The sequence below is a fragment of the Pantoea latae genome, from assembly GCF_002077695.1.
In the GTDB taxonomy this organism is placed as follows: domain Bacteria; phylum Pseudomonadota; class Gammaproteobacteria; order Enterobacterales; family Enterobacteriaceae; genus Pantoea; species Pantoea latae.
This window is the reverse complement of sequence record NZ_MWUE01000016.1, coordinates 203,756-215,529: the sequence shown is the minus strand read 5'-3', so window position 1 is coordinate 215,529 and position 11,774 is coordinate 203,756. Positions and strand designations below refer to the sequence as shown.

Sequence of the window (11,774 nt, the reverse complement as noted above, 5' to 3'; positions counted from 1 at the left end):
TCGCCAAGCGGTAAGGCACCGGATTCTGATTCCGGCATTCCGGGGTTCGAATCCCTGCACCCCAGCCAAATTGACAACAGGCCCGCTTTTGCGGGCTTTGTTGTTTTTGTCGTCTGGCAAACATTATTTCAAACCGCAACGCAGCTGTTAATCGGCTGGCGCACCTCTCCCCGAAGAGCAAAGCGTCCCGCGACAAGGACAAAAACGCCGGGAGCGTTTTTGAACAACGCAGCGCGTTGGCCCGTTTACGGGCGCACCTCAGGGATGAGGTGCGTATCTGCGCGGGCCGAGCGGTCATGGATGACGAACAGCGACTTTGCGATCGGGGAGAGGCGCGGCGGCCGCGCACGACACTCGCAGCCGCGCCTGCCTCTTACCTACAATCCCAGCGCGTACCGCAGCACCTTGCGCTTCAGCACGCCCGACCGCTCAGCGGCCATCAGCCCCAGATTACGCGCGAACTTCAGCGGCGGCAGCCGGTTGCTAAAGGCGAAATAGAACAGATCCATCCCACTCTGCATCAGCAAATTATCCCGACGACGCTGCGACTGATAACGGCGCAGCACGCTTTCCGACGCCCAGTCCTGCGCATTGCCGCGCGCCTCCACCAGCACCTCCACCAGCGCGTCGACGTCGCGATAGCCCAGATTAACGCCCTGCCCCGCCAGCGGATTAATGGTGTGCGCCGCATCGCCGATCAGCGCCAGCCCCGGCAGCACATAGCGCTGAGCATGCCGCCGCACCAGCGGAAAACCGCCTGCCGCATGCGCTTTAAAACGCCCCAGCCGCGCCGGGAACGTCGCTGCAATCTCTTTCTCCAGCTGCGGCAGTCCCATCGCCTGCAGCTGACGGATGCGCGCCGGCGCGTCATACCACACCAGCGAGGCGCGGTTGTCATACAGCGGCAAAAAGGCGCGCGGGCCGTGCGGCGTAAACTGCTGCCAGGTGGCGTCGCCCGCCGGATGCTCGCAGGTCACGCTAACCAGCAAACAGGATTGCGCATAGCTCCAGCCGTCAATGCCGATGCCGGCCATCTGCCGCACCTGCGAATTCGCGCCGTCGGCGCCCACCACCAGCCGGGTATGCAGCGCTTCGCCGTCGCCTAAATCGAGCCGCCAGCCGCCATTCTCCTGCCTCAAATCGGCCAGCGTCGCAGGAGAGCGTAATGCAATATCGAGCTGCACCATACGCTCCCACAGCGCGCGCTGCAGCACGCTGTTTTCAACCATAAAGCCCAGCTCCGGCAGGCCCAGCGACGCGGCGTCAAAACTGACGTGCGCCGTCTGCCACTCCCAGGTCTCAAGCTTGCGATAGGGCGCGCAGCGCATCGCCTCGACGCGCGGCCAGACATCCAGCTGCTTCAGCAGCCCAACCGACGCGCTGCCAATGGCGGAGATACGCACGTCGGGATCGCTGCTGGCGTCGAAAGGCGCAGGCTCCGCGCGATCCACCACCGCGACGCGAAACCGCTGCAGCGCCAGACTGCACGCCAGCGCCGCGCCGACCATGCCGCCGCCCACCACCACCACATCAAAGCGGTTATCCTGCATTGCTCATCTCCTTCTGATCTCTGCCCGCCTCAGAGGCGGGTTAACTGGCGCAAAGTGTACCGGAAAAACGCCTGACCGACAGAAAAGCCCGGCCAGCGCGCGGATAATGTTCAGACTTTGCGCGCCCTCGCGGGAAGTATGACGGCTATGCGCTGGTCACAACAGCGTCAAAGCATTACAATACGCGCCCTGCACCTCACTGCACTGAATCAATGGCTAGTTCGACAATGAAAAAACTGCATATCAAAACCTGGGGCTGTCAGATGAATGAATATGATTCATCGAAGATGGCCGACCTGCTGAACAGCACCCACGGCTACACGCTGACCGAGGAAGCTGACGAGGCGGACGTTCTGCTGCTCAACACCTGTTCCATTCGCGAGAAGGCGCAGGAGAAAGTGTTCCACCAGCTGGGCCGCTGGAAAACGCTGAAAGAGCGCAACCCTGATTTGATTATCGGTGTCGGCGGCTGCGTGGCGTCGCAGGAAGGGGATCATATTCGCCAGCGCGCCAGCTACGTAGATATCGTATTCGGCCCGCAGACCCTGCATCGCCTGCCGGAAATGATCAACAGCGTGCGCGGCAGCAAAAGCCCGATCGTCGATATCAGCTTCCCGGAAATCGAAAAATTCGACCGCCTGCCTGAACCGCGCGCGGAAGGCCCGACCGCGTTCGTCTCCATCATGGAAGGCTGCAACAAATACTGCACCTTCTGCGTGGTGCCCTACACGCGCGGCGAAGAGGTCAGCCGCCCCTGCGACGACATCCTGCTGGAGATCGCTCAGCTGGCGGCGCAGGGCGTGCGTGAAGTGAACCTGCTGGGACAGAACGTCAACGCCTATCGCGGCGCGACCTTCGACGGCGAAATCTGCACCTTCGCCGAACTGCTGCGTCTGGTGGCCGCGATTGACGGCATCGACCGCATTCGCTTCACCACCAGCCATCCGATCGAATTCACCGACGACATTATCGAGGTCTACCGCGACACGCCGGAGCTGGTAAGCTTCCTGCACCTGCCGGTGCAGAGCGGCGCGGATCGCATCCTGACGCTGATGAAGCGCGCCCACACCGCGCTGGAGTACAAGGCGATTATCCGCAAGCTGCGCGCCGCGCGCCCGGAGATTCAAATCAGCTCCGACTTCATCATCGGCTTCCCGGGCGAAACCCAGCAGGACTTCGAACAGACCATGAAGCTGATCGCCGACGTCAACTTCGACATGAGCTTCAGCTTTATCTACTCCGCGCGCCCCGGCACGCCGGCGGCGGATCTGCCGGACGACGTTTCGGAAGAAGAGAAAAAACAGCGCCTCTACATCCTGCAGGATCGCATTAACCAGCAGGCGATGGCCTGGAGCCGCCGTATGCTCGGCACCGTGCAGCGCATCCTGGTGGAAGGCACCTCGCGTAAAAACGTAATGGAGCTGTCAGGCCGCACGGAAACCAACCGCGTGGTGAACTTCGAAGGTTCGCCAGAGATGATCGGCAAGTTTGTCGATGTCGAAATCGTCGACGTCTACACTAACTCGCTGCGCGGCAAAGTGGTGCGCACCGAGGAGGAGATGGGCCTGCGCATCGTCGAAAGCCCGGCATCGGTTATCGCGCGCACGCGCAAAGAGAACGAGATCGGCGTCGGCACCTTCCAGCCTTGAGAGCTGTTTTCCTCTGCGGCGGCGCGTGCAGCGCTGCCGCCCTTTTCTTCTGCGCGCCCTTGGTTTCTGGAGGCGCTGCCCAAATATCCTTAGCAACGCTTGCGCCCTGGCGACATGCCATAAATAATTCCTTAAAGTGCCGTCGTTAGCCAATACGGCATCAGACACCCATTCCAACTGGCCCTGAGTGACCCAAAGGATTCGTTTGAATATCGAAACTCGTGAAATCGCCCTTGAACCGGCTGATAACCGCCGGCTGATGAGCCTGTGCGGTCCGTTCGACGACAACGTGAAACAGCTTGAGCGTCGTCTGGGCATCGAAATCAACCGTCGCGACAACAGCTTCAAGCTGGTGGGCCGCGCCCTCTGCGTTAACGCCGCCGAAAATATTCTGCGCACGCTCTATGTCGACACCGCGCCGGTGCGCGGCGTCATTCCGGACATCGAGCCGGAGCAGATCCATCTGGCGATTAAAGAGAGCCGGGTGCTGGAGCAGACCGCCGACAGCGTGCCGGACTACGGCAAAGCGGTGCATATCCAGACCAAGCGCGGCGTTATCAAGCCGCGCACGCCGAATCAGGCGCAGTACATCGCCAATATTCTCGACCACGACATTACCTTCGGCATCGGCCCGGCCGGTACGGGTAAAACCTACCTCGCGGTGGCGGCGGCGGTGGATGCGCTGGAGCGCCAGGAGATCCGCCGTATTCTGCTGACGCGTCCGGCGGTAGAGGCGGGCGAAAAGCTCGGCTTCCTGCCTGGCGACCTGAGCCAGAAGGTCGATCCCTACCTGCGTCCGCTCTATGACGCCCTGTTTGAAATGCTCGGCTTCGAGCGCGTGGAAAAGCTGATGGAGCGCAACGTTATCGAAGTCGCGCCGCTCGCCTATATGCGCGGCCGCACGCTCAACGACGCCTTTGTGATCCTTGATGAGAGTCAGAACACCACCATCGAACAGATGAAGATGTTCCTGACCCGTATCGGCTTCAACTCCAAAGCGGTGATCACCGGCGACGTCACGCAGATCGACCTGCCGCGCAGCACCAAATCAGGCCTGCGCCACGCCATCGAGGTGCTGTCGGAGGTGGAAGAGCTGAGCTTTAACTTCTTCCAGAGCGAAGACGTAGTGCGACACCCGGTGGTGGCGCGCATCGTCACCGCCTATGAAGCCTGGGAAGAGGCGGATCAAAAACGTCGCGACAAGCTGGCGGAAGAGCGCAAGCGCGACGCGCTGGCGGCACAGGAGCCTAAATGAGCGTAGCGATTCTCGATTTGCAGCTCGCCTGCGAACAGACCGGCGGCCTGCCTGACGAGGCCGCGTTTCAGCGCTGGCTGGACGCGGCGGTCGCCCCTTTTCAGCCAGAGAGCGAAGTCACCATTCGCCTGGTAGACGAGGCGGAGAGCCATGAGCTTAATCTGACTTATCGCGGCAAGGACAAGCCGACCAACGTGCTCTCTTTTCCCTTCGAAGCGCCGCCGGGCATTGAGCTGCCGCTGCTGGGCGACCTGATTATTTGCCGTCAGGTGGTTGAGCAAGAGGCGGAGGAGCAAGGGAAAAGCGTTGAGGCGCACTGGGCGCATATGGTGGTGCACGGCACCCTGCATCTGCTCGGCTACGACCACATCGAAGATGAGGAAGCCGAAGAGATGGAAGCGCTGGAGACGGAGATAATGCTTGCTCTTGGTTATCCCGATCCGTACATTTCGGAAAAAGAAGACGCCTGAGCCGCTGGCTCAGATTACGCTGCTGTCGGCGAGGACGCCGACAGCGATATCCCCTCACCAGAGAGATCTCTAAAATAACGCCATGAGCGACGACCATTCTCAAAACAGCGATGCACCCAGTAGTAAAAAGGGATTCTTTTCCCTGCTTATCAACCAACTGTTTCACGGCGAACCGCAAAACCGTGACGAACTACTGGAGCTGATCCGCGACTCCGAACAAAAAGAGCTGATTGACGAAGATACCCGCGACATGCTCGAAGGGGTGCTGGATATTGCTGAGCAGCGCGTGCGCGACATCATGATCCCGCGTTCGCAAATGATTACCCTGAAGCGCAACCAGACGCTGGACGAGTGCCTGGACGTGATTATCGAATCCGCCCACTCCCGCTTCCCGGTGATCAGCGAAGACAAAGATCATGTTGAAGGCATTTTGATGGCGAAAGATTTGCTGCCGTTTATGAGCAGCGAATCAGAGCCGTTCAGCATGGAAAAAGTGCTGCGCCCGGCGGTTGTGGTGCCGGAGAGCAAGCGCGTCGACCGCATGCTGAAAGAGTTTCGTTCCCAGCGCTACCATATGGCGATCGTCATTGATGAATTCGGCGGCGTCTCCGGCCTGGTCACGATTGAGGATATCCTTGAGCTGATCGTCGGAGAAATCGAAGATGAATATGATGACGAAGAAGATCGCGATATCCGTCAGCTGAACCGTCAGACCTATACGGTGCGCGCTCTGACCCCGATTGAAGATTTCAACGAGGTGTTCGGCACGCAGTTCAGCGACGAAGAAGTGGACACGATTGGCGGACTGGTCATGCAGGGATTCGGCCACCTTCCCGGACGGGGAGAGAGCATTGACATCGACGGGTATCTTTTCAAGGTCGCCATGGCCGACAGCCGTCGCATCATCCAGGTGCATGTAAAAATTCCGGACAATTCGCCGTTACCTCAACTGGATGACGAATAACCCTATGTCTTTGGCCCGACTTTACCCGCGCCAGCGGGTACGTTTGTTGCTGGCACTGTTAACGGGTGCCCTCGGCACCCTCGCCTTCTCTCCCTATGATTTCTGGCCCGCCGCGCTGCTGTCGCTGGGCGGCCTGCAGCTGCTGACGCTGGATCGTCGCAGCGGCCAGGCCACCGCCATCGGCTTCGCCTGGGGCTTCGGCCTGTTCGGCAGCGGCGTCAACTGGGTTTACGTCAGCATCGCCACCTTCGGCGGCATGCCCGGCCCGGTCAACGTGTTTCTGGTGATCCTGCTGGCGGCCTATCTGTCGCTCTATCCGGCGCTGTTCGCCGGCGTGCTTAACCGCTTCTGGCCGCGCGCCACGCTGTGGCGCCTGGCGCTGGCGGCGCCCGCGCTGTGGCAGCTGAGCGAATTCCTGCGCGGCTGGGTGCTGACCGGCTTTCCCTGGCTGCAGTTCGGCTACAGCCAGATTGACGGCCCGCTGAAAGGCCTGGCGCCGCTGGCGGGCGTGGAAACCCTGACCTTTATTCTGATGATGGTCGCGGGCCTGCTGGCGTTCGCCCTTCACCAGCGCAGCGCAAAGAGCGCCATCGCCGCGCTGCTGCTGCTGGCGCTGCCCTGGCCGCTGCGTAATATCCACTGGACCCAGCCGCAGCCGACGCGCAGCATTGAGGTGGCGCTGGTGCAGGGCAATATTCCGCAGTCGATGAAGTGGGATCCGCAGCAGCTAATTAACACGCTGCGCGCCTATAACGGCCTGACGCAGCCGCTGATGGGCAACGCGCCGCTGATCGTCTGGCCCGAGTCGGCAATCACCGATCTGGAAAGCAACCAGCAGCCGTTTTTGCACGCGCTGGACAGCGAGCTGCGCCAGCGCGGCAGCGCGCTGATCACCGGCATCGTCGATTCCCGTCTGGAGCAGAATCGCTATCACGATTACAACTCGGTGATCGTGCTGGGCGGCAAGACGCCCTACAGCTACCAGAGCATGAACCGCTACCAGAAAAACCATCTGGTGCCCTTTGGCGAGTTCGTGCCGCTGGAGAGCCTGCTACGTCCGCTGGCGCCCTTCTTCGATCTGCCGATGTCCTCCTTTAGCCGCGGCAGCTATCTGCAGCCGCAGCTGCAGGTGGCGGGCTATCGCCTCACCAGCGCCATCTGCTATGAGATCGTGCTGGGCGAGCAGGTGCGCGCCAACTTCCGTCCCGACACCGATTTCCTGCTGACCGTCTCCAACGACGCCTGGTTCGGCCACTCAATCGGCCCGTGGCAGCATTTCCAGATGGCGCGGATGCGCGCGCTGGAGCTGGGCCGTCCGCTGCTGCGCAGCACCAACAACGGCGTCACCGCCGTGGTGAATGCGCAGGGCGAGGTGCAGAAAATCCTGCCGCAGTTTACCCGCGACGTGCTGCTGGATAAGGTGACGCCAACCACCGGCGAAACCCCTTACGCTCATGCCGGCCTGTGGCCGGTCTGGCTGCTGACGCTGGCCGCCGCGCTGCTGGCGCTGTGGCGTCGCAAAGCCTGACGTTTCCTGTCGGCGGCGGGAACCCTCTCGCCGCCGCTGCGCCATTTTCTGCCTGCTTTTTCGCCTTCTCCCCCCATTTTCTGCTATGCCGGTTAACTGGCACGATGCTTGCTATCTGTAACACCGTTTCCGGTAAAGCTAGCGGCGCAACCGGTTAACGCAGAACGAGCTGCACCGTAAAAAGGCAAGGCGGCGCACCTTTAGCGCGCAACGCTGAAAAGACGCCTCAATTTGGTGCGGAACACTTCTCAAAAAGAGAAACTTTTTCGTTTCATAACGTTAACAATCCGCTATGTTAGAGCCTGTTCTCAGCGCGCTCACCCGCCGGGAAAACATAAAAAGCAGCAGGAAATACACACAACATCACACATCTGCGCAGTTTTTATTCTGTGCAATATCTCTTGAAGGAGTTGGACCATGCAGATACGCAAAGTGGCATTATCGCTTTTGCTGGCAGGCGTAGCAGCAGCGGGCGCGGCCCAGGCGGAAGATCTCGGCGGCACCCTGAAAAAAATCAGCGACAATGGCGTTATCGTCGTGGGGCATCGCGAGTCCTCTGTTCCTTTTTCTTATTATGACAACCAGCAAAAAGTGGTCGGCTATTCGCAGGCTTACTCCAACGCCATCGTGGACGCCATTAAAGCGAAGCTGAACAAGCCGGATCTGCAGGTCAAGATGATCCCGATCACCTCGCAGAACCGTATTCCGCTGCTGCAGAACGGCACCTACGATTTTGAGTGCGGCTCAACCACCAATAACCTTGAGCGCCAGAAACAGGCTGCCTTCTCCGACACCATTTTTGTTATCGGCACCCGTCTGCTGGTGAAAAAAGGCGGCGACATCAAAGATTTCGACGACCTGAAAGGCAAAACCGTGGTCGTCACCTCCGGCACCACCTCGGAAGTGCTGCTGCATAAGCTGAACGACGAGAAGAAAATGGATCTGCGCATCATCAGCGCCAAAGATCACGGCGACTCGTTCCGCACGCTGGAAACCGGCCGCGCCGTCGCCTTTATGATGGATGACGCCCTGCTGGCAGGCGAACGCGCCAAGGCGAAGAAGCCGGACAACTGGGAGATCCTCGGCACGCCGCAGTCGAAAGAAGCCTACGGCTGTATGCTGCGTAAAGACGATCCGCAGTTCAAAACCCTGGTAGACGACACCATCGCCAAAGCGCAGACCTCGGGCGAGGCGGCGAAGTGGTTCGACACCTGGTTTAAACAGCCGATCCCGCCGAAGAACCTGAACCTGAACTTCGATCTGTCAGCGGATATGCAGGCGCTGTTTAAAACGCCGAATGACAAAGCACTGAACTAACAACGACAACAAGGGCGGCCTCGCTGCCCTCTCGATTGCTGAAAACCCGGCGCGGACAGACACCCTGCTCAGGTCGTTCCCCTGAAGCAGGCCACACAGACGCCGTTCATCAATCTTCAGGGTAGCTTCGCTACCCTTTTTTACCGGAGCTCGTTATGGGTATCGACTGGAACTGGGGCATTTTTCTCGAACAGGCCCCGTTCGGCAACACGACCTACCTTGGCTGGCTGTGGTCCGGATTTCAGGTGACCATTGCGGTCTCCTGCTGCGCCTGGATTATCGCCTTTTTTGTAGGTTCCTTATTTGGCATTCTGCGTACCGCGCCTAACCGCTTGCTGGCGGCGATCGGCACCTGCTACGTAGAGCTGTTCCGCAACATTCCGCTGATCGTGCAGTTCTTCTTCTGGTATCTGGTGGTGCCGGAGCTGGTGGGCGAAAAGCTCGGCATGTGGTTTAAATCGGAGCTGGATCCCAATATCCAGTTCTTTACCGCCTCGGTGATCTGTCTCGGCCTGTTTACCGCCGCCCGCGTCTGCGAGCAGGTGCGTGCCGCCATTCAATCGCTGCCGCGCGGGCAGAAGAACGCCGGTCTGGCGATGGGTTTGACCCTGCCGCAGACCTATCGCTACGTGCTGCTGCCCAACGCCTACCGCGTGATTGTGCCGCCGATGACCTCGGAAATGCTTAACCTGGTGAAAAACTCCGCTATCGCCTCGACCATCGGTCTGGTGGATATGGCGGCGCAGGCGGGCAAGCTGCTCGACTATTCGGCGCACGCCTACGAGTCGTTTACCGCGATTACCCTGGCCTACATCGCCATTAACCTGGTGATCATGCTGATTATGAGTCTGGTGGAGCGCAAGGTGCGCCTGCCGGGTAATCTGGGAGGAAAATAATGTACGAGTTTGACTGGAGTTCGATTCCTCCCAGCCTGCCCTACCTGCTTAACGGCATGGTGATTACGCTGAAGATCACCGTGACCGCGGTGGTGTTCGGCATTATCTGGGGCACGCTGCTGGCGGTGATGCGGCTGTCGACCTTTAAGCCAATCAGCTGGTTCGCCAAAATTTATGTCAACCTGTTCCGCTCGGTGCCGCTGGTGATGGTGCTGCTGTGGTTCTATCTGGTGGTGCCGAGTTTCCTGCAGCAGGTGCTGGGCCTGTCGCCGAAAACCGATATCCGACTGATTTCAGCCATGGTCGCTTTTTCGCTGTTTGAAGCGGCGTACTACTCAGAAATTATTCGTGCCGGCATCATCAGTATCTCACGTGGACAGGGTAACGCCGCGCTGGCGCTGGGTATGACGCACTGGCAGTCGATGCAGCTGATTATTCTACCGCAGGCGTTTCGCGCCATGGTGCCGCTGCTGCTGACGCAGGGCATCGTGCTGTTTCAGGACACCTCGCTGGTGTATGTACTGAGCCTGGCCGATTTCTTCCGCACCGCCTCGACCATCGGCGAGCGCGACGGCACCCAGGTAGAAATGGTTCTCTTCGCCGGTCTGGTCTATTTCGTTATCAGCCTGAGCGCGTCATTGTTGGTCGGCTATCTAAAAAGAAAAAGGACGGTTTAAATGATTAACCTGAAAAACGTTTCTAAGTGGTATGGTCACTTTCAGGTGCTGACCGACTGCACGACCGAAGTTCAGAAAGGGGAAGTGGTGGTGGTGTGCGGGCCGTCCGGCTCGGGCAAATCGACCCTGATAAAGACCGTTAACGGGCTGGAGCCGATTCAGCAAGGCAATATTCTGGTGAACGGCACCGAGGTGAATAACAAGAAAACCAACCTGGCGCAGCTGCGCAGCAAGGTCGGCATGGTGTTCCAGCACTTCGAGCTGTTTCCCCACCTCAGCATCATCGACAACCTGGTGCTGGCGCAGGTGAAAGTGCTAAAGCGCGACAAGGCCGCCGCACGGGATAAAGGTCTGAAGCTGCTGGATCGCGTCGGGCTGACCGCGCATGCGCAGAAGTTTCCCGGCCAGCTGTCGGGCGGCCAGCAGCAGCGCGTAGCGATCGCCCGCGCGCTTTGCATGGATCCTATCGCCATGCTGTTCGACGAGCCAACCTCGGCGCTCGATCCAGAAATGATCAATGAAGTGCTCGACGTGATGGTGGAGCTGGCGCAGGAAGGCATGACCATGATGGTGGTGACGCACGAAATGGGCTTCGCCCGTAAAGTGGCCAACCGCGTGATCTTTATGGATGAAGGGAAGATTATCGAAGACACGCGTAAAGATGACTTCTTTAATAATCCGCAGTCGGATCGCGCGAAGGATTTTCTGGCGAAAATTCTGCACTAATTAACCCGGCGCGCGTCGTTAAGCACTGAACGACGGCGCATTCGCCTGGCAAGTGGAGGAGATGGCCCGAACGCCTTTGCAATCGGGCCATCTTATCCGCGTTAGCACAATCGTCTCGCGCGCATCGTCTTACGGCTCAAACGGCTGGCGCTGGAACTGATCGTGTCCGCACTCCGGGCAGCGCGTTAACGTCTCTGGGGTATAAATCGCGCGGGTAAAGTGACACTTCTCGCACACCAGATTGCCCAGCCCGACCACTTCGCCGCTCTGATACACGCCGTGATGATGCAGATCCTGAAACACCTCGCGCCACTCCAGCTGGCTCTTGTCGGTGATATCCGCCAGCTCTTTCCACAGACTCTCACGTATCACGCGCATAAACAGCGAATCGCTGACGCTTTCTGGCTGATGCACCTCCTGATAGCTGCGTGCAAACTCCTCTAAATCGCGGCGAACCGCCGCCAGCGCCTGATCGATCTCGCCCGGCGTTGCGGACTCGCTCGCCATCAGCTGCTGACGACGCGCGGTCACCAGCGCGTCGATATCCCGATCGCCGTGGCGCAGACGCTCGGTCAGCGCGGCCAGGGACTCACGGTAAATTTGCGCCACTTTGTTCATTTTGTTCTCCTTTCTGCGCGGATAAGCCAGCTTTAAGTTTAGCCGCTTTGCGCCGCTTGCCTGGTTGTTTCGGAAAGCGGATCGGAATCGCGCAAAGGGATGCGGCCTTCCGCGAGAAATCGCC

Annotated in this window: 11 protein-coding genes; 9 read left to right on the top strand and 2 right to left on the bottom strand. The window is 59.5% G+C overall.

The features are described from left to right. Positions 1-377: 377 nt before the first annotated feature. Positions 378-1,550, bottom strand: a complete 1,173-nt coding sequence (ubiF, locus tag B2J69_RS11475) for a 3-demethoxyubiquinol 3-hydroxylase (protein WP_081139415.1) — start codon at positions 1,548-1,550, stop codon at positions 378-380. A gap of 212 nt (positions 1,551-1,762) precedes the next feature. Between ubiF and miaB the strand changes: the two genes are divergently transcribed. The 9 genes from miaB to B2J69_RS23615 all read left to right on the top strand — a co-directional run bounded on the left by miaB (position 1,763) and on the right by B2J69_RS23615 (position 11,032). Further along, positions 1,763-3,199, top strand: coding sequence for a tRNA (N6-isopentenyl adenosine(37)-C2)-methylthiotransferase MiaB (miaB, locus tag B2J69_RS11470; RefSeq protein ID WP_081139414.1), 1,437 nt, complete (start codon positions 1,763-1,765; stop codon positions 3,197-3,199). Positions 3,200-3,404: 205 nt separating this feature from the next. Continuing rightward, the gene (locus tag B2J69_RS11465; protein WP_081139413.1) at positions 3,405-4,454 is read left to right on the top strand and encodes a PhoH family protein; all 1,050 of its coding nucleotides are present in this window, start codon (positions 3,405-3,407) and stop codon (positions 4,452-4,454) included. Further along, entirely contained in the window at positions 4,451-4,924 is a 474-nt protein-coding gene (gene ybeY / locus B2J69_RS11460; protein WP_081139412.1) for an rRNA maturation RNase YbeY, read from the top strand. The genes B2J69_RS11465 and ybeY overlap by 4 nt, the downstream gene beginning before the upstream one ends. 82 nt (positions 4,925-5,006) lie before the next feature. Next, the gene (gene corC / locus B2J69_RS11455; RefSeq protein ID WP_081139411.1) at positions 5,007-5,888 is read left to right on the top strand and encodes a CNNM family magnesium/cobalt transport protein CorC; all 882 of its coding nucleotides are present in this window, start codon (positions 5,007-5,009) and stop codon (positions 5,886-5,888) included. Between the two features lie 4 nt (positions 5,889-5,892). Continuing rightward, on the top strand, positions 5,893-7,416 hold the full coding sequence (gene lnt, locus B2J69_RS11450; protein WP_081139410.1) for an apolipoprotein N-acyltransferase: 1,524 nt from the start codon (positions 5,893-5,895) through the stop codon (positions 7,414-7,416). Between the two features lie 417 nt (positions 7,417-7,833). After that, the gene (locus tag B2J69_RS11445) at positions 7,834-8,733 is read left to right on the top strand and encodes a glutamate/aspartate ABC transporter substrate-binding protein (RefSeq protein ID WP_081139409.1); all 900 of its coding nucleotides are present in this window, start codon (positions 7,834-7,836) and stop codon (positions 8,731-8,733) included. Positions 8,734-8,888: 155 nt separating this feature from the next. Then, positions 8,889-9,629 (top strand): amino acid ABC transporter permease, encoded by a 741-nt coding sequence (locus B2J69_RS11440; protein ID WP_081139408.1) that lies wholly within the window; start codon positions 8,889-8,891, stop codon positions 9,627-9,629. Continuing rightward, on the top strand, positions 9,629-10,306 hold the full coding sequence (gene gltK / locus B2J69_RS23620) for a glutamate/aspartate ABC transporter permease GltK (RefSeq protein ID WP_094078502.1): 678 nt from the start codon (positions 9,629-9,631) through the stop codon (positions 10,304-10,306). Before B2J69_RS11440 ends, gltK begins: the two co-directional genes overlap by 1 nt. After that, a complete protein-coding gene (locus B2J69_RS23615) occupies positions 10,307-11,032 on the top strand; it encodes an amino acid ABC transporter ATP-binding protein (RefSeq protein ID WP_033788919.1) in 726 nt (241 codons plus the stop codon). Between the two features lie 129 nt (positions 11,033-11,161). Here B2J69_RS23615 and B2J69_RS11430 read toward each other — a convergent pair whose 3' ends face one another. After that, the gene (locus tag B2J69_RS11430) at positions 11,162-11,650 is read right to left on the bottom strand and encodes a zinc ribbon-containing protein (RefSeq protein WP_081139407.1); all 489 of its coding nucleotides are present in this window, start codon (positions 11,648-11,650) and stop codon (positions 11,162-11,164) included. Positions 11,651-11,774: the final 124 nt, after the last annotated feature.

Coding starts and splice junctions, on each gene's coding strand:
- ubiF (WP_081139415.1), bottom strand. CDS start 1,550: ATGCAGGATAACCGCTTTGATGTGGTGGTGGTGGGCGGCGGCATGGTC.
- miaB (WP_081139414.1), top strand. CDS start 1,763: ATGGCTAGTTCGACAATGAAAAAACTGCATATCAAAACCTGGGGCTGT.
- ybeY (WP_081139412.1), top strand. CDS start 4,451: ATGAGCGTAGCGATTCTCGATTTGCAGCTCGCCTGCGAACAGACCGGC.
- corC (WP_081139411.1), top strand. CDS start 5,007: ATGAGCGACGACCATTCTCAAAACAGCGATGCACCCAGTAGTAAAAAG.
- lnt (WP_081139410.1), top strand. CDS start 5,893: ATGTCTTTGGCCCGACTTTACCCGCGCCAGCGGGTACGTTTGTTGCTG.
- B2J69_RS11445 (WP_081139409.1), top strand. CDS start 7,834: ATGCAGATACGCAAAGTGGCATTATCGCTTTTGCTGGCAGGCGTAGCA.
- B2J69_RS11440 (WP_081139408.1), top strand. CDS start 8,889: ATGGGTATCGACTGGAACTGGGGCATTTTTCTCGAACAGGCCCCGTTC.
- gltK (WP_094078502.1), top strand. CDS start 9,629: ATGTACGAGTTTGACTGGAGTTCGATTCCTCCCAGCCTGCCCTACCTG.
- B2J69_RS23615 (WP_033788919.1), top strand. CDS start 10,307: ATGATTAACCTGAAAAACGTTTCTAAGTGGTATGGTCACTTTCAGGTG.
- B2J69_RS11430 (WP_081139407.1), bottom strand. CDS start 11,650: ATGAACAAAGTGGCGCAAATTTACCGTGAGTCCCTGGCCGCGCTGACC.